Here is a 17,867-nt window from a genome sequence, read left to right as displayed (position 1 = left end):
GCGACCGGGGTGGCCACATCCGCCGCCCCGGCGCCAGGGTCCCGAGCATGTCCGAGCCTTCTCCCTGGCGGGGGGATTTTCCCGCGGTCGCCGCGCTCGAGCGGCAACAGCAAACCTACCTGGACAGCGCCGCCACTTCGCAGAAGCCGCAGGCCATGCTGGATGCGCTGACCCACTATTACGCGCACGGTGCCGCCAATGTGCATCGCGCGCAACATTTGCCAGGGGCGCTCGCCACCCAGGCGTTCGAGGAATGCCGCGAGAAAGTCGCGCAGTGGCTGCATGCCGGTGCGCCTGCCCAGGTGATCTTCACCCATGGCGCTACGTCGGCACTGAACCTGCTGGCCTACGGCCTGGAACACCTGATCGGCAACGGCGACGAAATTGCCGTAAGCGCTTTGGAGCACCACGCGAACCTGCTGCCCTGGCAACAATTGGCCCTGCGTCGCAATGCCCGGCTGGTGGTGCTGCCCGCCGATGCCCAAGGGCGCATCGACCTCAACGAGGCCGGCGCGCTGATCGGGCCGCGCACGCGCATTCTGGCCGTTACCCAACTGTCCAATGTACTAGGCACCCAGCAGCCGCTGGCTCCGTTGCTCGCCCTCGCGCGGCAGCATGGGGCACTTTCGGTGGTCGATGGCGCGCAAGGCGTGGTGCACGGCCGCCAGAACGTCGCCGCGCTGGGGTGCGACTTTTATGTATTTTCCAGCCACAAGCTTTACGGACCCGACGGCGTGGGCGTGCTCTATGGCCGCAGCGACGCGCTGGGCAGGCTGCAGCACTGGCAGTTCGGCGGAGAAATGGTGCACCTGGCCGATTACGAGCAGGCCAGTTTCCACCCGGCGCCCCTGGGCTTTGAAGCGGGCACCCCACCCATTGCAGGCGTGATTGGCCTGGGGGCCACGCTGGACTGGCTTGCCTCCCTGGACACAGAAGCGGTGCTGGCCCACGAGCGTACGCTGCATCAGCAGTTGCTGCGTGGCCTGGGGGACCGTGAAGGCATTCGCGTGCTTGGCGCGCCCGACACGGCCTTGGCCAGCTTTGTGGTAAGCGACGTGCACAACGCTGACCTTGCTCACTTGCTCACTGACCAGGGCATCGCGGTACGGGTGGGGCACCATTGCGCAATGCCGCTGTTCAAGCGCCTTGGGCTCAACGGCGCGATCCGGGTGTCGCTGGCGATGTATAACGACTCAAGCGACCTGCAGCGCTTTTTCGAAGCGCTGGACCGCGCCCTGGAGTTGCTGCGATGAACCTTTCACCCGAAGCCGCCGAGGCGGCCGAACGCTTTGCCGCCTGTGCATCCTGGGAAGCCCGGGCGCGCTTGCTGATGCAGGAAGGCGACCGCTTGGCACCGCTGGCCCCGGAGGAGCGTACCGACGCCAATCGGGTTCACGGCTGCGAAAGCCAGGTGTGGCTGGTGGGCGAACGGCACGAAGGCATCTGGCAGTTTCGGGCCGCCACCGATGCGCGATTGCTGCGCGGCCTGTTGGCGCTTTTGCTGGTGCGGGCCAATGGCCTGGAGTCGCAGGCGTTGGCCGAGCTGGACCTGGCCCAATGGTTTGCGGGCCTGGGGCTGCAACGCCAGTTAACCCCTTCGCGCAGCAACGGGTTAAATGCAGTGCTGCAGCGCATCAAGGCGTTGGCTGCTTGATACCTGTTTCTGCCTTGGCCACCAGTTTGTCCACCACCCGGCTGGCGGCGACCATGCCGAAGGTGGCAGTCACCATCATCACTGCGCCAAAGCCGCCGGCGCAGTCCAGCTTCACGCCCTCCCCCACGAACGCTTTGGTGGTGCACACGCTGCCGTCCGCGCCTGGATAGCGCAGCTGCTCCGTGGAGAACACACAAGGCACGCCATAGTTGCGTGAGGTATTGCGCGAGAAGCCGTAATCCTTGCGCAACAACGAGCGCACTTTCGAGGCGAGCGGGTCGTTCCAGGTGCGGTTGAGGTCCACGATGCCAATCTGCGTAGGGTCTACCTGCCCACCGGCCCCACCCGTGGTCACGATCGGCAGCTTGCGCCGCTTGCACCAGGCAATTACCGCCGCCTTGGCGTTCACGCTGTCGATGCAGTCCACTACGTAATCAAGCCGGTCGGTCAGGTATTCGACCAGGTTTTCCTTAGTCACGAAATCCACCACCGCATGTACCGTGCACGCCGGGTTGATGGCCCGCAGCCGCTGCGCCAGCACTTCCACCTTGGGCTGGCCTACGTTGCCTTCCAGCGCATGGGACTGCCGGTTGGTGTTGCTCACGCACACGTCGTCCATATCGAACAGGGATATCTCGCCTATTCCCGTACGCGCCAGCGCTTCCGCCACCCACGACCCCACACCACCCACGCCTACCACCGCCACGTGCGCGGCCCGCAACCGGGCCAGGCCCGCCGCGCCATACAGGCGGGCTACCCCGCCGAACCTTGGATCATCACTGCTCATTGCCATACCTCGTCAAGCGAGCGGCAATTATACGGGCAGTCGCGGCCAGGCGAAGCCAAAGCCGATATTCATCACCGTAGGGCAACTTTCGGCGCCGTCTGGTTTCAGCTGTTGAGGAACTGCAAGGACGTTGTCATCAAATGCCTACCCGCAAGTTGGGCCTGAACCTGGTCACGGTGATGGCGATCGCCGCGCTGTTCATCGGATGCTGGGCCCTGATCAACCGCCCCGTTTCAGCGCCAGACTGGCCCGATCGGGTTTCGGGCTTTTCCTATTCACCGTTTCGCCTGGGCCAGAATCCTCAAGAGGACCGCTACCCTAGCGATGAAGAAATCCGCCAGGACCTGGAGCAGCTCAGCCACTACACCGAAAGCGTGCGCACGTATTCGGTGGCTGGCAGCCAGGCGGACGTGCCCCGCCTGGCTGAAGAAGCAGGAATGCAGGTCACCCTGGGAATCTGGATCGGTAACGACCTGGCGCGCAACGAACAAGAGATCGCCACCGGCATCGAGCTCGCCAATCAGTACCGCAGCGTGGTACGGGTGGTAGTGGGCAACGAGGCGCTGTTTCGTCAGGAAGTCACCCCCAAGCAATTGATCGGCTACCTGGACCGTGTGCGCGCGGCCGTGAAGGTGCCGGTCACTACCTCTGAACAATGGCATATCTGGAACCACCACCCCGAACTCGCCGGGCATGTGGACCTGATCGCCGCGCACATTCTGCCGTACTGGGAATTCGTGAAGATGGAAGATGCCGGCCGGTTCGTGCTGGACCGCGCCCAGGAGTTACGCCAGCAGTTTCCGAAAAAGCAGCTGTTGCTCTCCGAGGTAGGCTGGCCGAGCAACGGCCGCATGCGGGGCGGCGCGGATGCCAGCCAGGCGGATCAGGCGATCTACCTGCGCAAGCTGGTGAACACCCTCAACCGCCGCGGCTATGACTACTTCGTGATCGAAGCCTACGACCAGCCCTGGAAAGCCAGCGATGAAGGCGCGGTTGGCGCCTATTGGGGCGTGTTCAACGCGGCGCGGCAACCCAAGTTCAACTTTACCGGGCCAGTGGTGGCGATCCCCCAATGGCGCCTGCTGGCTACCGCTTCGGCGGTGCTCGCGCTAGTGGCCCTGGCCTTGCTGCTTATCGACGGCTCTGCCTTGCGCAACCGCGGCCGTGCCTTCCTGACATTCATCGCGTTCCTGTGCGGCTCGGTGCTGGTATGGATCGCCTACGACTACAGCCAACAGTACAGCACTTGGTTCAGCCTCACCGTAGGTTGCCTGCTGGCGCTGGGGGTGATGGGCGTGGCGACAGTGCTGCTGACCGAAGCCCATGAGCTGGCCGAGGCGGTATGGACGCGCAAGCGGCGACGCTCGTTCGAGCCGGTGACTGGCAACGACGCCTATCGCCCCAAGGTGTCGATCCACGTGCCGTGCTACAACGAGCCGCCTGCCATGGTGAACGCCACTTTGGACGCGCTGGCCGCTCAGGATTATCCCGACTTCGAAGTGCTGGTGATCGATAACAACACCGAAGACCCTGCCGTGTGGCAGCCGGTGGCCGCTCATTGCGCAGCACTCGGGCCGCGGTTCCGGTTCTTCCATGTGGCCCCGCTGGAGGGCTTCAAGGGCGGCGCGCTGAACTACCTGCTGGCCCATACCGCGAGCGACGTCGAGGTGGTGGCGGTGATCGACTCGGACTACTGCGTGGACAGTAACTGGCTCAAACACATGGTGCCGCACTTCGCAGACCCGCGAATCGCGATCGTGCAGAGCCCGCAGGATTACCGCGATCACCACGACAGCCTGTTCAAGCAGCTGTGCCATCTGGAATACCAGGGGTTCTTCCAGATCGGCATGATCACCCGCAACGATCGGGACGCGATCATCCAGCACGGCACCATGACCCTCACCCGGCGCAGCGTGCTGGAGCGCCTGGGCTGGGCCAAATGGTGCATCTGCGAGGATGCCGAGCTGGGCTTGCGGGTGTTCGAGGAGGGGTTGTCCGCTGCGTACCATCCCCACAGCTATGGCAAGGGCCTGATGCCTGACACCTTCAGCGCCTTCAAGAAGCAGCGCGTACGCTGGGCCTACGGCGCGGTGCAGATCCTCAAGCGCCACGCCCGGGCGCTGTTGCTGGGCCGTGAAGGCCATCTGAGCCGAGGCCAGCGCTACCACTTCGTGGCCGGTTGGCTACCGTGGATCGCCGACGGCATGAACATCTTCTTCACCTTCGGCGCATTGCTATGGTCCGGTGCGATGATCATCGTGCCCAACCGCGTGGAACCACCATTGCTGGTGTTCGCCATTCCGCCGCTGGCGCTGTTCGTCTTCAAGGTGGGCAAGCTGCTGTTCCTGTACCGCCGGGCAATGGGTTTGCCGCTGCGCCGGGGGCTGTGCGCGGCGGTGGCTGGGCTGGCGCTGTCGCACACCATCGGCAAGGCGGTGCTGTACGGGCTGTTCACCAAAAGCATGCCCTTCGTGCGCACCCCCAAGCTTGCCCAGGTGCATGGCGTGAGCATGGCGCTGAGTGAGGCCCGCGAAGAACTTTACGTGCTGGTTCTGCTGTGGGGCGCAGCCATCGGCATTTGCCTGGCCCAGGGCTTGCCCAACTCCGATGCCCGCTGGTGGCTGGTAATGTTGCTGGTGCAATCGCTGCCGTACCTGTCTGCGGTGGGGATGGCGGTGGTGTCAGCCGCACCACGGCTGCGGCGGGCGGCGAAGGTAGCGATGGGCGACGCCTGAGCGGGCGCGCCCCGTGGGCGTTTTTGCTTTACCATACGCAGCCTTTTTACCGCCTTGCCCGGAGTGACCCATGACGGCCGCCGCTGATCTTTCGCCCACCCTTGCCCTGGCCTGCGAGCTGATCCGGCGCCCCTCGATCACCCCGCTGGACGCCGACTGCCAGGGCCTGATGATGCAGCGGCTGGCGGCCGCCGGCTTCGCCCTCGAGCCCATGCGTATCGAAGAGGTGGATAACTTCTGGGCGCGCCACGGCCAGCAGGACGGCCCGGTACTGTGCTTCGCCGGCCATACCGACGTGGTGCCCACCGGCCCCGCCGAAGACTGGCAGCACCAACCGTTCGATGCCCTGATCGACGCCGAAGGCATGCTCTGTGGCCGCGGCGCCGCCGACATGAAGGGCAGCCTGGCTGCGATGGTAGTGGCGGCCGAGCGGTTCGTGAAGGATTACCCCGATCACCGCGGCGCGCTCACGTTCCTGATCACCAGCGACGAGGAAGGCCCGGCGCATCATGGCACCAAAGCCGTGGTAGAGCGGTTGCGCGCCCGCAATGAACGGCTGGACTGGTGCATCGTGGGCGAGCCTTCCAGCACCACGCTGGTAGGCGACGTGGTGAAGAACGGCCGCCGCGGTTCGCTCGGGGCCACCCTGAAGGTGCGCGGCAAGCAGGGCCACGTGGCCTATCCGCACCTGGCGCGCAACCCCATCCACCTGGCGGCGCCGGCACTGGCCGAACTTACCAGCGAGCACTGGGACAACGGCAACGCGTTCTTCCCACCTACCAGCTTCCAGATCTCCAACATCAACGGCGGCACCGGGGCTACCAACGTTATCCCGGGCGAGCTCACCGTGGTGTTCAACTTCCGCTTCTCCACCGAGAGCACGGTTGAAGGCCTGCAACAGCGCGTGAGCGCCATCCTCGACAAGCATGGGCTGGACTGGCACATCGACTGGGCGTTGTCCGGCTTGCCGTTCCTCACCCAGCCCGGCGACTTGCTGAGCGCGGTAGCCGGCGCAATCAAGGACGTCACCGGCCGCGATACCCAGCCGTCCACCAGCGGCGGCACCAGCGATGGTCGCTTCATCGCCACACTGGGCACTCAGGTGGTGGAGCTGGGGCCTGTGAACGCCACCATTCACCAGGTGGATGAGCGCGTGCTGGCCAGCGACCTGGACGTGCTCACTGACATCTACTACCGCACCCTTGTGAAGCTGCTCGCCTGATGCTGACCTGCCCGCTGTGCTCCGCCCCGCTTTCGGCCGCCGACAACGGTGTCGCCTGCCCTGCCGGCCACTGGTTCGACCGCGCGCGCCAGGGTTACTTGAACCTGCTGCCCGTGCAGCACAAGAACAGCCGCGCGCCAGGCGATAACCAGGCCATGGTGGACGCCCGCCGCGCGTTTCTTGATGAGGGCCACTATGCGCCCGTTGCCGCCAGGCTGGCTGAGCTAGCCCGTGAGCGGCAGCCGAAGCATTGGCTGGATATCGGCTGTGGCGAGGGCTACTACACCGCTCAGTTGGCCGAGGCCCTTCCCCGGGCCGGGGGCTATGCGCTGGATATCTCCCGTGAGGCGGTCAAGCGTGCCTGCCGCCGGGCCTCGCAGGTGACGTGGCTGGTGGCGAGCATGGCGCGCGTGCCGCTCGCCTCGGCCTCCTGTGATTTCATCGCCAGCGTGTTCAGCCCGCTGGACTGGAACGAAGCCCACCGCCTGCTGCGCCCGGGTGGCGGGCTGATGAAAGTAGGCCCCACCCGCGACCACCTGATGGAGTTGCGCGAGCAGCTGTACGATGAAGTTCGTGAGTACGTGGACGACAAGCACCTGGCCCTGGCACCAGAAGGTATGGTGCTGGCCCACTCCGAGGTATTGACCTACCGGCTGCGCTTGATCGCCGGCGACAGCCGCGCCAACCTGTTGGCAATGACGCCCCACGGCTGGCGGGCGAGCGCCGAGCGTCGCACCGCCTTGATCGAGCGCCCCGGCCCGTTCGTGGTAACGGTCGCCATGCGATACGATTATTTTGTCAATGAGCGCGGCGCTGCCCCGGCAGCCCCATGAGCCATCACACCAGCGAGCCGAGCATGCAGCAACCGGATATCGAGATTTACCTCAAGGACGCCGACGTGAACCACAAGGCAATCACCGCCTGGCTGACCGATGCGCTGGGCCCTTGCACCGCCTGGGCGCAGAAGGGCCAGGTGTGGAAGTGCCGCGCCGGCGACATTCCAGTGACCTGGGTGCCGATGGCCGTGGGCAAATGGAACAGCCTGTTCCTGGAAAGCGACCGCACCCCGTGGGCCGACGACCTGGCCTGCGCCCGCGCCGCCCATGCCGCCCTTGGGGTGGAAGTGCGCTGCGCTCCGGGTGGCTGGCTGGAAGAGGAAGGCGAGGAAGACGCGGACCGCTGGATACGCGTGAGTGCCGAGGGCGAGCAGGAAATTACCTGGCGGACCTGAATGGGTAATCCCTGAGGGAAGCGAACAAGGGCGTATAAGGCATTCCTGCCGTGATCTGTCACACTATGCGCTCGTTAACCTGAGCCTGCCCGAATGTCCTCCTCTGTATTGCACCGCGTCGTATCCAGTGCACTGCGTCGGATCCTTTACCTGTGGGTCCGCTCGGAAACCATCAATACCAATGTGGGAGCCGGCCTGGACCGCAGCCGCCCCATCGTGTACGTGCTGGAAAGCCCCGCCGCCACCGACCTCGCGGTCGTCGACCACGAGTGCAAGCGCCTCGGGTTGCCGCGGCCGGTATTGCCCGTTGCGCTTGGCACAATGGTGGAGCCCAAGGCGCATTTCTACCTTACGCCGGCCGCCGACTGGCTGGGCCGACAGGACAAGCGCGGCGCCCCACCCACACTGCAGCGGCTAGTGGCCGCCTGCGCGGGCAACCCGGGCGAAGACGCCTTGATCGTTCCGGTAAGCGTGTTCTGGGGGCTGTCGCCGGACAGCGAATCCAGCCCCTGGAAGCTCCTGTTCGCGGACAGCTGGGCCGTTACCGGGCGCCTGCGCCGGCTGGTCACGGTACTGATCCTGGGCCGTAAAACCCGCGTGCAATTCGCTCCGGCCGTCTCCCTGCGTACCCTGGTGGATGCGGGTAAAGGCCAGGAGCGGACGGTGCGCATGGCCCAGCGCCTGCTGCGGGTGCACTTCCGTCAGCAAAGAGCCGCCGTGATCGGCCCGGATATCTCCCACCGCCGCCACTTGGTCAAGGGCTTGATCCACGCGCCACTGGTGCGCGAGGCCATTGCCAAGGAAGCCGCCCGGGAGAAAATGACCCTGGAACGCGCCGAAGCCCAGGCCCTGCGCTACGGCAACGAGATCGCCTCGGATTACACCTACACCGCTATCCGCTTTCTGGAAGTGGTACTGAGCTGGTTCTGGAACAAGATCTACGACGGTATCAAGGTCAGCCAGATCCAGCAGGTGCAGGAAGTGGCGCCCGGGCACGAAGTGATCTATGTGCCTTGCCATCGCAGCCACATCGACTACCTGTTGCTTTCGTACCTGTTGTTCCGCAATGGCCTCACCCCACCGCATATCGCCGCAGGCATCAACCTGAACATGCCGGTCATCGGCAGCCTGCTGCGCCGCGGTGGCGCGTTCTTCATGCGCCGCACGTTCAAGGGCAACCCGCTTTACACCGCCGTATTCAACGAATACCTCCACACCCTGTTCACCAAAGGGTTCCCCGTAGAGTACTTCGTGGAAGGCGGACGTTCGCGCACCGGGCGGATGCTGCGCCCCAAAACGGGCATGCTGGCGATCACCCTGCGCAGCTACCTGCGCTCATCGCGCACACCCATCGTGTTCGTGCCGGTGTATATCGGCTATGAGCGTGTTCTGGAGGGCAGGACCTACCTGGGCGAGCTCCGCGGGGCCAGCAAGAAGAAAGAGTCGCTGTTCGACATCTTCAAAGTGTTGGGTGCGCTCAAGCAGCGCTTTGGCCAGGTGTCGGTGAACTTCGGGCCGCCCATAAAACTTACCGAATTCCTCGACGCTCAGCAGCCCGGGTGGCGAGCGGAACCCGCAGCCGCCGACTTCAAACCCGACTGGCTCAACCCCGTCACCAATCGCCTGGGCGAGCGGGTAGCGTGCAGCATCAACGAAGCCGCAGCCATCAACCCGGCGAACCTGGTGGCACTGGCGCTGCTATCCACCACTCGGCAGGCGTTGGACGAAACCGCGCTGGTGCGCGTGCTGAACCTGTTCCTTGGCTTGCTGCGCTCGGTGCCCTATTCGCCTTACACCACCTTGCCGGAGGGCGACGGCCAAGCGCTGATCGACCATGTGAAAGGCATGGGGCTGGTGGCCGAGCAAACCGACGCTCTGGGCCGCATCTTGTACCTCAACGAGCAGAATGCCGTGCTCATGACGTACTACCGTAACAACGTGCTGCATGTGTTCGCACTGCCCGCCCTGCTCGCCAGCCTGTTCCAGAGCTCGGCGCGGATCAGCCGCGAACAGGTGCTGCGCTTCGCCAGGGCCCTCTACCCCTACCTGCGGGCCGAGCTGTTCATACGCTGGTCGGTAGAGGAACTCGATGCAGTGATGGACCAGTGGCTGGAAGCCTTCGTCAGCCACGGCCTGCTGCGTCACGAAGCCGGCACGTACCTGCGCCCGGCACCGAGTTCGCGGCAGTTCGTGTTGCTTACCCTGCTGGCGCGTGGGATTACTCAAACGCTGCAGCGCTTTTACATGGCGATCGCACTGTTGCTCAACCATGGCCAGTACGGGCTTACCGCCGAAGCACTCGAAGACCTGGCCACGGTGATGGCGCAGCGGCTGTCGATCCTGCATGGCCTGAACGCACCCGAGTTCTTCGACAAAACGCTGTTCCGCCACTTCATCCAGGCATTGGTGGACACCGGTGTGGTTCATCGCAATGACGAAGGCAAGCTGGGCTATCAGGAAGGGCTGGGCGAGCTGGCCGAAGGCGCGGCCAAGCGCGTGTTGTCGGCAGAGGTGCGCTTGTCCATCCGCCAGGTGACCTTGCATCGCAACGAAGACCTGGCAGTGGAAGGCACAGGTGCCGTGCCTGAAGCCTTGTTGGCAGATGCCCCTGGCGAGACTGCTCCCGATCAACGGCACGCTCGCGACGATAAACTCAACGACGCGTAGGCGTGCAGCGGGCGGTGCAATGCCGCCCGGTTCGGACCCGCTTAGGACGTTCCCTCGCTGCGTATCCGGGCGGGATCCGTTACAGTGCCCCGGTACTTTTTCCGGAGCTGCCTGTGAAAACCCTCGCCGCCTTGTTCGTTTCCCTGTTGTTAGCCGGTTGCCATCATTGGCCAGCCGCCTCTGTGCTCAAGGGCGAAGCGTTTTACCTTCAGCGCATCGCCTTGCCGCCCACGGCGGTATTAAGCGTCACGCTGGCTGATGTGTCGCTGGCTGATGCGCCGGCCCGGCCATTGGCTCGCTATACCGGCGCCGCGGGGGCGCAGGTGCCCATCGCCTTTGAATTGAGCTACGATCGCGGCCTTGTTGCCCCCGGGCACCGCTATGCTTTGACTGCACGCATCGAGGCGGCCGGAGAGCTGCTATGGATCAATACCCAGGCGTACCCCGTGGCACTCGATGGCAGCGACGCGCAGCCGCTGCGCATCAAGCTCGACCCGATCCGTTGACCCTTCCACCGCCCATAAGGTGCCGCCATGTTCCGTAGATCCGCCTCCCTCGTTACCCTCTTCGCCGGCGCGCTGTTGGCTGTTCAGGCGTCGGCGCTGTCCCTCAGCGACCTGTCCCAGGCCGATGCCAGCGGCGGCTTGAAAGACGCCCTCAGCCAGGGCGCCCAGATCGCCGTGAAGCAACTGGGCACGCCCGGTGGTTTCAGCAGTAACCCGCAAGTGCGCATCGAGCTGCCGGGCAAGCTGGGCAAAGCCAGCAAAATGCTCAAGCAGTTTGGCCTTGGGCCGCAGGTGGAGGCGCTGGAAACCGGCATGAACACCGCCGCCGAAGCCGCAGTGCCACAGGCGCAGGCCATTCTGGTGGACGCGGTGAAGCAAATGACCGTCGCCGATGCCAAGGGCATTCTGGCCGGTGGCAACAATTCGGCCACCCAATACCTGGACAAAACCAGCCGCGAGCAGATCCGCGCCAAGTTCCTCCCCATCGTGAAGCAGAACACCGACCGCATCGGCCTGGCGCAGAAATTCAACGCAGTCGCCGGCCAGGCCGCAACCCTGGGCGCCGACCCCAAGGTGAGCAGCATCGAAGGCTACGTCACCGACAAGGCGCTGGATGGCCTGTTCGAGGTGATTGCCAGCCAGGAACAGAACCTGCGCAAGAACCCCGCCGGCGCGGCTACCAGCCTGGCGAAGAAGGTGTTCGGCAGCCTCTAGGGCCCGTCAGGGCTTGAGGGATTTGCGGGCATAAATGTCGTAACGGCTCGACTTGCCTTCGAGAGTAAACGAAGGCGCAGGGCCTTCGATCGGCGGCGCCTTGCGCGGGCGCTTCACCGTCACCCGGTGGGTGGCGAGGGCCAGGGCGGCTTCGAGCAGGGCCGGCGCGTCCAGGTCGTCGCCCACCAAGGGGCGGAACAGGCGCATTTCCTTCTTCACCAGCGCGCTTTTCTCCCGATGGGGGAACATCGGGTCCAGATAGACCACCTGGGGCGTATCACCTTGCCAGCTTCGCATCAGCTCGATCGCATTGCCGTGGTGCAGGTTCATGCGGGCAACGATGGCAGCCACCTCGGTATCACCACGGGCGCGCTCCAGGCCATCGCGCAGTAGCTGGGCGATGATGGGCTGGCGCTCGATCAGGTCCATGCGGCAGCCCAGGGTCGCGAGCACGAAGGCATCCTGGCCCAGCCCTGCCGTGGCATCCAGTACATGGGGGCGCACCCCCGGCTGCAAGCCTGCGGCTTTCGCGATCATTTGCCCGCTGCCGCCGCCGAACTGCCGCCGGTGCGCCGCGCCGCCCTGTAGAAAATCGACCCACACTGGCCCGGGTGCATCGGCGCCCAACTGTTGCAGCTGCACGCCGGCCGGCCCTACCTGCAGGGCAAATTCCGGATCGTCCAGGGCTAGCGGCAACCCAAGGTCGGCCGCCAGGGCCTTCGCCGCGGTAACGTAGGCCTCGCCCAATGGGGTTACCTGGATGCGGCATGCCGCCTGTCGCTCTTGCATGGGCTGTACTCGAAAGGGTTAAATCTTTGCCGCTGGCGGCCGATAGTCACTGTGTCCGGTATTTTGCCAGAGCCACGCAGCCCACTGAACGCCATGACCGATCTGATTTCCCCACCTGTTGGTTATTTGTCTCCGGTTGGCAACTACAGCCGGCGCAATACCCAGACCCTGGGCGGGGTGAGTCACCTGTGGCAGGATTTTTTCGCCAGCGCACTGAAGGCTGAAGGCGAAGCCAGCGAGGCCGTTGATAGCGAAGGTGTTCCCCTGCCGCTTCCCGCACCTGCGTCCGCCGAGAGTCAGGGAGCAGCGGCCACCGAATGGCTGGGCCAGGTGCACGAGCAACGCGAGTGCGAAATCGCCGACAACGTGATTGAACCGCCCAAGCCACTGTTCCTGCCGATCGCCGAATTCGAAACCGACCTCTTGCCGCCGGCGAACGTGCCGTACCCGCCCGAAGAAGTTCAGGCCATGCAGTACGAGCTGGACCTGGACATGGGTTGGCGGCGCCCATTGGTCATGGCCAATGGCAAGCCGGCGCCCGAGCCCGGCCCGGCGCCGAAACCGCGCGCGCTGTACCTGCCGATCGCGGAATTCGACACCGACCTGTTGCCGCCGCCGAACGTACCGTTCGACGAACAGACCGTCATTCATCAGCAACGCGAGTTCGATTTCGATACCGGCTGGGCGCGGCCGATCGTGTTGCAGAACCTGCGCGTCACCGCCTGAGCACCCGGCCGTTTCGTAAAGGGTCGGCTGTGCGACAATAACGCCACTGCTCCACGTCGCTACCGCCTCGAGATTACCCATGACGGACCCTTCCACCTGCCCCGCCTGCGGCGCGGCCAACGCTTGCGCAATGGCAACCGGTAACGCCACATCGTGCTGGTGCTTCGGCGTTACGGTCAACCCAAGTGCCGTGGCGGCGCTGCCTGAAGCGGCGCGGGGCACGGTATGTCTGTGCCAGCGTTGCGCCACGGCCTCGCCGGAAAACCGCGCAGTACTGCCTGAGGCAGGCGATGCGGATTGACCGCTTTGTCACCAACCTGCCAGGGTTCACTCGCCAGCAGGCGCGCCTTGCCCTGGCCTTTGGCGAAGTATTGGTCGACGGCCAGGCCGTTCAGGACCCTTGCCTGGATATTCGCCCGTTCAATACCGTGACGGTGCGCGGCGAGCAGGTGCAGCTGGGCTACCCCGCGCGGTACCTGATGCTGCACAAGCCGGCCGGTTGTGTGAGCGCCACCTCTGACCCTGAACATCGGACCGTGCTCGATCTGTTGCCTGGGGATGAGCGCGCTGACCTGCACCTTGCTGGCCGCCTGGACTACAACACCACAGGCTTGATGCTGCTCACCAACGACGGGCAATGGTCGCGACGGCTTACCCAGCCTGACAGTAAGCTGCCAAAGCTCTATTACGTGGAAACCGAACAGCCGATCGAAGCGCATTACTCCCAAGTGTTCGCCGCGGGCCTGTATTTCGCGTACGAAAACCTCACCACCCTGCCGGCGCAATTGACGGTGCTGGGCCCGCGCCAGGCACACCTCACATTGGTGGAGGGGCGCTATCACCAGGTGAAGCGCATGTTCGGGCATTTTCAGAACAAGGTGACGCGCCTGCATCGCCTGGCCGTGGGCCCACTCATCCTGGACCCTGCTCTCGAACCCGGCGAATCCCGGCCCTTGACGCCCGCAGAGCTGCAAAGCCTGTCAGCGTCCCCCGCCTGAAGTCACATTTGCACCCTACCGCTCGGCTGAAAACTATACCGCCGGGCTCGATTCGCTTTGCGGCACAGGGCAATGCCTGCTTGACTGCACCTCAGGCGGTCACCGGCTGACCGGCCAGTATTGGTTGTCTCTCCTAGAAATACCCACCGATTGCCATGCGCCGGCACTTCTCGCGCTATCGGTCCTGCCCTCCATAACAACAGCCGTCGGCTACTTGACCGACCTGGGCCCCTTTCAAAGGCAATTGCCTACCTGTCATGAACACCGTGCAAAGTCGATTGCGCGAGTACCCGTTTCTTTGCCAGGAGTCGACGACTATGAGGCCAGAAATCGCTGTATTGGATATCCAAGGACAGTACCGGGTTTACACGGAATTTTATCGCGCGGATGCCGACGCGCCGACGATTATCCTTATCAACGGTTCGTTGGCCACTACCGCCTCCTTCGCCCAGACCGTGCGCAGTTTGCAGCCCTACATGAACGTGGTGCTATATGACCAACCGTATGCGGGGCGCTCACAACCCCACAATACGTTTGATCGGCTGATCAGCAAGGAAGATGAAAGCCATATATTGCTCGAGCTTATTTATCACTTCCATGCCGAACACCTGATGTCGTTTTCCTGGGGTGGTGCCTGTGCCTTGTTGGCGCTGGCCCACAGGCCTGCGTCCATCGAACGCGCGGTTATCAGTTCGTTCTCGCCCCGGGTGAACGGTCCGATGCGTGATTACCTCGAACGCGGTACGCAGCATCTTCAAAGTTGCGCACGCAGCGAACTGGGCATGCTTATCAACGAAACCATCGGCAAGCACTTGCCTTCACTGTTCAAGCGCTTCAACCACAAATACGTGTGCGGCCTGGCCGAGCATGAATACCTTCAAATGGACCGGCATGTGACGGAAGTGCTGGCGCATAACCTGGGAGACGCGCTTTATCGCGCACGAGAAATCAAGGCACCGGTGATGTTCCTCAACGGCGAGCTGGATGAATACACCACGGTGGAAGATGCCAGGCTGTTCGCTGATCACGTGCCGCGCTGCAGCTTCCGCGCGATCACCGGTGCGGGGCATTTCCTTGATATGGAACACAAGCATGCCTGCGAAGCGACCCGCACCGCGCTCCTGGATTTCCTGTGCGCCAGGCCGCAACGCCAGAGCAGCTACGCCCAACCGGAAGGCCGAGTACTGGCGCTTTAGCCAGCCGCCCCGCCTTTGAAACACGCCCAAGTGCCCGCCCCGGGAGGGGCCGTGCGGGCCGTTTCGCCGCGCGGGCAAAAAAGAAGTTCTTTTTTCGAAGGCTTTCTGGTAAAAAGTACAGCCTCAAGCGGGTGTAGTTTAGTGGTAGAACGGTAGCTTCCCAAGCTCTAGGTGAGGGTTCGATTCCCTCCACCCGCTCCAGATTTTCCCTTCCTTATTTTCCTTCCGATCGTTGCGGTCATTTCGACCCATGACATTTGTTTTTAAGCTGACTGCATCTCACGAAGCTTGCGTAGTGGCTATTGTCGCCATTCGCGAGCTTACGCCCGCTTCCCACAAATTGAACGGACTGCACTGGCCCCTGTGGGAGCAAGCGAAGCCGCAGGCGGAGCTCGCGAATAAGGGCTCAAGTTCCCGGTCTTCGCATATTAAGAAAGCCGGGCGAATGCCCGGCTTCTTCATGCAAAACATTTCTGATCGCTATAAACGCGGTTACTCCTTCCCAGCCGCCTCAAGCTTGGCGAGGAATTCATCTTCCAGCATCGCGTCCACTTCTGCCGAGGAATCTTCCTGCACTTCGGGTGCGGTGATTTGGCCGGTGGACAGCACGGGCTCGTCCAGGCGGCCCATCAGGTGTTCCAGTGCGTGGCACATCTTGTCGGCTGCGCCTTGTACTGCCTGGTCGAGTGCTTCGGCCTTGTGGGTAACGGAGATAGGCGAGTGCCCCTTGGGCCGGGCTTCAATCTGGCAGCGCTTGTCCTGCGCACCCGCCTTGTCGGCGTTTTCGTCGCTGACGTGGATTTCCACTCGGGTCAGGAAATCGTCGAACCGTTCCAGGGCGTCTTCAACCGTACTGCCTACCCAATCATGCAGACCTACGCCGGCGGTGACCTGGTTGCTGTTGACCTGTACCTGCATGGGTGTTCTCCAGTGTTATTGCAAAGGCTTGTTTCCCTTAGAGGTACACCACAGGGCGATCGGTTCCCTTGGAGTGGCAGGCGTACTGCTGGAGGCCGACGGCACCAACCTGCGCGCGGGGAGTCTGTACTTCGAGGCCGAAGGAGTAATGAGCATGCCGGATTCGCTGCATCACGCACTGGAGAAAATCTACGAGAATCAGGTCGCGCTGGCTGCGGCAATCGAGGAACTGGCGCTGTGGATCGAGGTACGCGGTGACGATGCCGCCACCGCGGGAAGCGTGCGGGATGCCCTCGATACCCTCGAACGCAATGCCGAGCCGCTCGGCCGCTGGATCGCCGAACTGCACGGCATCTCGGGTCAGTAACCTTCGGCGGCTAGGATGTCCTGCACCGAGCGGTCAGCCGGGCGGCCATCGAACTTCAACAGCTCGGCGGCTCGGTTGGTGAACACACCGTCCACGCCCGCTTTTTTCACCTTTTCGAAGTCCACCGGGTCGTCCACGGTGTACACGTGCACCAGTAGCCCTTTGGCATGGGTGAGCTTGTTCATCCAGGGCTGCACCAGGTCCATGTAGCTTTGGTCGCCGCCATGTGTGAGCGCGGCGGAAGGGCCCGTGGCCACCGCGCCCTGTGCCTTGGCGAAATCCACCCACTTGGCGAACTCTTCCTTGCTGGCCGGGCGCTGGCTGGCGTAGTACGCCGCTTTATCCTTCATCCCGGAGTCGGCGAAGGCCACCTTGGATTCAGGTTCGATACTCCCCTCGCCTACCCACAACAACAGCACCTTGGGTACCTTTGGCATTTCCTTGGCCAGCAGTTCCAGGCTGGCTTTTTCGAAGGTTTGCAGCACTACGCGATGGCCAGGCGCAACGTCACCGGCAGGCGTAAGCCAGCCACGCGAGATGAGTTTGGCCTTGAGGTCTGCCTCGATCCCCGGGTAAAGATTGGGCACCTTGGTTTCGATATACAGCCCCGTGCGGTGGTTGGGGTCTGCATCGGCGATGTCGATGATTTCATCGAGGGTCATCACCTTGGCCCCTGCAAATCCCGCTCGCCCACGCTCGGGGTAGGCCACGTTGAACCAGCTGCCGGCATCCAGCTCGCGTAATTCGGAAAGGGTGAAGGCGCTGATGGGCCGCTCGCGGCGCTCCGGAAAACGCGCCGCCACGTCGGTGGTGCGCAGCAAGGTATCGTCGTGGAACGCCACAAGCTGGCCATCGCTGGTACGTTGCAGGTCCATTTCCAGGTAATCCGCGCCCAGGTCCCTGGCAGCCAGATAAGCCGGCCGGGTAGATTCTGGCGCGTCATAGCTGGCGCCGCGATGAGCGATCACGGCAGGCCAGGCAATACCCGCCTTTTTAGCCAACGCCTCGGGCGACGGCGCTGCGGCAAACGCCGACGGCGCGGCGAGCGCCAGGCATAACACTGCAGTGGTCCACTGGTGCATTGCGACCCTCTTCACAGGCTTCCCCTTTTCCACAGTTGAAGGTTGCACGCAGCATAGCTGCATACACCCCGCCAGCCAATGAGAGCAATGAATAGGGCAAACATTCCTGAACATATTTACACATTGAGATCGCCCCTTTACCTTGATTAAAAGATCCCTATAACACTCCCTGCACTTTTTGCACTTCTAATTTTCTCTGTTAAAGTCCACTAGCGTTCGGCGGACCGTCGACCCCACTGGTGCTCCACTGTTCTTTTTCGCAAACAACCAAGACG

18 protein-coding genes and 1 tRNA gene are annotated in these 17,867 nt (G+C 63.4%); 15 read left to right on the top strand and 4 right to left on the bottom strand.

Annotated features, from left to right (window positions below; all coding sequences use genetic code 11):
- Positions 1–47: 47 nt before the first annotated feature.
- Together G7016_RS23310 and G7016_RS23305 are read left to right on the top strand one after the other, a co-directional pair.
- Complete coding sequence (locus G7016_RS23310) at positions 48–1,253, top strand: aminotransferase class V-fold PLP-dependent enzyme (protein ID WP_181118160.1); 1,206 nt, start codon at positions 48–50, stop codon at positions 1,251–1,253.
- Complete coding sequence (locus G7016_RS23305; protein WP_181118158.1) at positions 1,250–1,654, top strand: SufE family protein; 405 nt, start codon at positions 1,250–1,252, stop codon at positions 1,652–1,654. The genes G7016_RS23310 and G7016_RS23305 overlap by 4 nt, the downstream gene beginning before the upstream one ends.
- Here G7016_RS23305 and tcdA read toward each other — a convergent pair.
- Complete coding sequence (gene tcdA, locus G7016_RS23300) at positions 1,635–2,447, bottom strand: tRNA cyclic N6-threonylcarbamoyladenosine(37) synthase TcdA (protein WP_181118156.1); 813 nt, start codon at positions 2,445–2,447, stop codon at positions 1,635–1,637. The genes G7016_RS23305 and tcdA overlap by 20 nt on opposite strands.
- A 134-nt stretch (positions 2,448–2,581) precedes the next feature.
- Between tcdA and G7016_RS23295 the strand changes: the two genes are divergently transcribed.
- The 7 genes from G7016_RS23295 (at position 2,582) to G7016_RS23265 (ending at position 11,516) form a co-directional block, all read left to right on the top strand.
- A complete protein-coding gene (locus tag G7016_RS23295) occupies positions 2,582–5,176 on the top strand; it encodes a glycosyltransferase (protein WP_181118154.1) in 2,595 nt (864 codons plus the stop codon).
- Positions 5,177–5,246: 70 nt separating this feature from the next.
- Positions 5,247–6,398, top strand: coding sequence for a succinyl-diaminopimelate desuccinylase (gene dapE, locus G7016_RS23290; RefSeq protein WP_181118152.1), 1,152 nt, complete (start codon positions 5,247–5,249; stop codon positions 6,396–6,398).
- Positions 6,398–7,231 carry a putative RNA methyltransferase gene (locus G7016_RS23285; RefSeq protein ID WP_181118150.1) on the top strand — a complete coding sequence of 278 codons (834 nt, stop codon included), beginning with the start codon at positions 6,398–6,400 and terminating at the stop codon, positions 7,229–7,231. The genes dapE and G7016_RS23285 overlap by 1 nt, the downstream gene beginning before the upstream one ends.
- Positions 7,232–7,254: 23 nt before the next feature.
- Positions 7,255–7,629, top strand: coding sequence for a hypothetical protein (locus tag G7016_RS23280; RefSeq protein ID WP_181118190.1), 375 nt, complete (start codon positions 7,255–7,257; stop codon positions 7,627–7,629).
- A gap of 93 nt (positions 7,630–7,722) precedes the next feature.
- Positions 7,723–10,296 carry a glycerol-3-phosphate 1-O-acyltransferase PlsB gene (gene plsB, locus G7016_RS23275; RefSeq protein WP_181118149.1) on the top strand — a complete coding sequence of 858 codons (2,574 nt, stop codon included), beginning with the start codon at positions 7,723–7,725 and terminating at the stop codon, positions 10,294–10,296.
- Between the two features lie 113 nt (positions 10,297–10,409).
- The gene (locus G7016_RS23270; RefSeq protein ID WP_181118147.1) at positions 10,410–10,802 is read left to right on the top strand and encodes a YbaY family lipoprotein; all 393 of its coding nucleotides are present in this window, start codon (positions 10,410–10,412) and stop codon (positions 10,800–10,802) included.
- 27 nt (positions 10,803–10,829) lie between these two features.
- Complete coding sequence (locus tag G7016_RS23265) at positions 10,830–11,516, top strand: DUF4197 domain-containing protein (RefSeq protein ID WP_181118145.1); 687 nt, start codon at positions 10,830–10,832, stop codon at positions 11,514–11,516.
- A gap of 6 nt (positions 11,517–11,522) precedes the next feature.
- Here the strand turns inward: G7016_RS23265 and G7016_RS23260 are convergent, their stop codons facing one another.
- Positions 11,523–12,305, bottom strand: a complete 783-nt coding sequence (locus G7016_RS23260) for a class I SAM-dependent methyltransferase (protein ID WP_181118143.1) — start codon at positions 12,303–12,305, stop codon at positions 11,523–11,525.
- Between the two features lie 93 nt (positions 12,306–12,398).
- Here G7016_RS23260 and G7016_RS23255 point away from each other — a divergent pair, with 93 nt between their 5' ends.
- The 5 genes from G7016_RS23255 to G7016_RS23235 all read left to right on the top strand — a co-directional run bounded on the left by G7016_RS23255 (position 12,399) and on the right by G7016_RS23235 (position 15,426).
- On the top strand, positions 12,399–13,031 hold the full coding sequence (locus G7016_RS23255; RefSeq protein ID WP_181118141.1) for an energy transducer TonB: 633 nt from the start codon (positions 12,399–12,401) through the stop codon (positions 13,029–13,031).
- A gap of 79 nt (positions 13,032–13,110) precedes the next feature.
- A complete protein-coding gene (locus G7016_RS23250) occupies positions 13,111–13,332 on the top strand; it encodes a cysteine-rich CWC family protein (RefSeq protein WP_181118139.1) in 222 nt (73 codons plus the stop codon).
- The gene (locus tag G7016_RS23245; RefSeq protein ID WP_181118137.1) at positions 13,322–14,029 is read left to right on the top strand and encodes a pseudouridine synthase; all 708 of its coding nucleotides are present in this window, start codon (positions 13,322–13,324) and stop codon (positions 14,027–14,029) included. Before G7016_RS23250 ends, G7016_RS23245 begins: the two co-directional genes overlap by 11 nt.
- A gap of 317 nt (positions 14,030–14,346) precedes the next feature.
- Positions 14,347–15,225, top strand: coding sequence for an alpha/beta fold hydrolase (locus G7016_RS23240; protein WP_181118135.1), 879 nt, complete (start codon positions 14,347–14,349; stop codon positions 15,223–15,225).
- Positions 15,226–15,352: 127 nt separating this feature from the next.
- Positions 15,353–15,426 (top strand) — tRNA-Gly (locus G7016_RS23235).
- A gap of 291 nt (positions 15,427–15,717) precedes the next feature.
- Here the strand turns inward: G7016_RS23235 and G7016_RS23230 are convergent.
- Positions 15,718–16,143, bottom strand: a complete 426-nt coding sequence (locus tag G7016_RS23230) for an HPF/RaiA family ribosome-associated protein (RefSeq protein ID WP_181118133.1) — start codon at positions 16,141–16,143, stop codon at positions 15,718–15,720.
- 154 nt (positions 16,144–16,297) lie between these two features.
- On the opposite strand from G7016_RS23230, the gene G7016_RS23225 reads away from it, so the two are divergent.
- Positions 16,298–16,510 (top strand): hypothetical protein, encoded by a 213-nt coding sequence (locus G7016_RS23225; protein ID WP_225775135.1) that lies wholly within the window; start codon positions 16,298–16,300, stop codon positions 16,508–16,510.
- On the opposite strand, the gene G7016_RS23220 is transcribed toward G7016_RS23225, so the two are convergent.
- Positions 16,504–17,592: a glycerophosphodiester phosphodiesterase gene (locus tag G7016_RS23220; protein ID WP_181118131.1), complete on the bottom strand. Its 1,089-nt coding sequence runs from the start codon at positions 17,590–17,592 to the stop codon at positions 16,504–16,506. The two genes, G7016_RS23225 and G7016_RS23220, sit on opposite strands and share 7 nt — an antisense overlap.
- Positions 17,593–17,867 lie beyond the last annotated feature (275 nt).

The sequence above is a fragment of the Pseudomonas japonica genome, assembly GCF_013522925.1.
Lineage (GTDB): Bacteria > Pseudomonadota > Gammaproteobacteria > Pseudomonadales > Pseudomonadaceae > Aquipseudomonas > Aquipseudomonas japonica_A.
This window is presented reverse-complemented; position numbering and strand designations above follow the sequence as displayed.

Excerpts from the sequence above, each read along its gene's own strand:
- G7016_RS23305 (WP_181118158.1), top strand. The coding sequence starts at position 1,250 with ATGAACCTTTCACCCGAAGCCGCCGAGGCGGCCGAACGCTTTGCCGCC.
- G7016_RS23265 (WP_181118145.1), top strand. The coding sequence starts at position 10,830 with ATGTTCCGTAGATCCGCCTCCCTCGTTACCCTCTTCGCCGGCGCGCTG.
- G7016_RS23245 (WP_181118137.1), top strand. The coding sequence starts at position 13,322 with ATGCGGATTGACCGCTTTGTCACCAACCTGCCAGGGTTCACTCGCCAG.
- G7016_RS23280 (WP_181118190.1), top strand. The coding sequence starts at position 7,255 with ATGCAGCAACCGGATATCGAGATTTACCTCAAGGACGCCGACGTGAAC.
- G7016_RS23255 (WP_181118141.1), top strand. The coding sequence starts at position 12,399 with ATGACCGATCTGATTTCCCCACCTGTTGGTTATTTGTCTCCGGTTGGC.
- dapE (WP_181118152.1), top strand. The coding sequence starts at position 5,247 with ATGACGGCCGCCGCTGATCTTTCGCCCACCCTTGCCCTGGCCTGCGAG.
- G7016_RS23285 (WP_181118150.1), top strand. The coding sequence starts at position 6,398 with ATGCTGACCTGCCCGCTGTGCTCCGCCCCGCTTTCGGCCGCCGACAAC.
- G7016_RS23310 (WP_181118160.1), top strand. The coding sequence starts at position 48 with ATGTCCGAGCCTTCTCCCTGGCGGGGGGATTTTCCCGCGGTCGCCGCG.
- G7016_RS23225 (WP_225775135.1), top strand. The coding sequence starts at position 16,298 with ATGCCGGATTCGCTGCATCACGCACTGGAGAAAATCTACGAGAATCAG.
- tcdA (WP_181118156.1), bottom strand. The coding sequence starts at position 2,447 with ATGGCAATGAGCAGTGATGATCCAAGGTTCGGCGGGGTAGCCCGCCTG.
- G7016_RS23295 (WP_181118154.1), top strand. The coding sequence starts at position 2,582 with ATGCCTACCCGCAAGTTGGGCCTGAACCTGGTCACGGTGATGGCGATC.
- G7016_RS23260 (WP_181118143.1), bottom strand. The coding sequence starts at position 12,305 with ATGCAAGAGCGACAGGCGGCATGCCGCATCCAGGTAACCCCATTGGGC.
- G7016_RS23250 (WP_181118139.1), top strand. The coding sequence starts at position 13,111 with ATGACGGACCCTTCCACCTGCCCCGCCTGCGGCGCGGCCAACGCTTGC.
- G7016_RS23240 (WP_181118135.1), top strand. The coding sequence starts at position 14,347 with ATGAGGCCAGAAATCGCTGTATTGGATATCCAAGGACAGTACCGGGTT.
- G7016_RS23230 (WP_181118133.1), bottom strand. The coding sequence starts at position 16,143 with ATGCAGGTACAGGTCAACAGCAACCAGGTCACCGCCGGCGTAGGTCTG.
- G7016_RS23220 (WP_181118131.1), bottom strand. The coding sequence starts at position 17,592 with ATGCACCAGTGGACCACTGCAGTGTTATGCCTGGCGCTCGCCGCGCCG.
- plsB (WP_181118149.1), top strand. The coding sequence starts at position 7,723 with ATGTCCTCCTCTGTATTGCACCGCGTCGTATCCAGTGCACTGCGTCGG.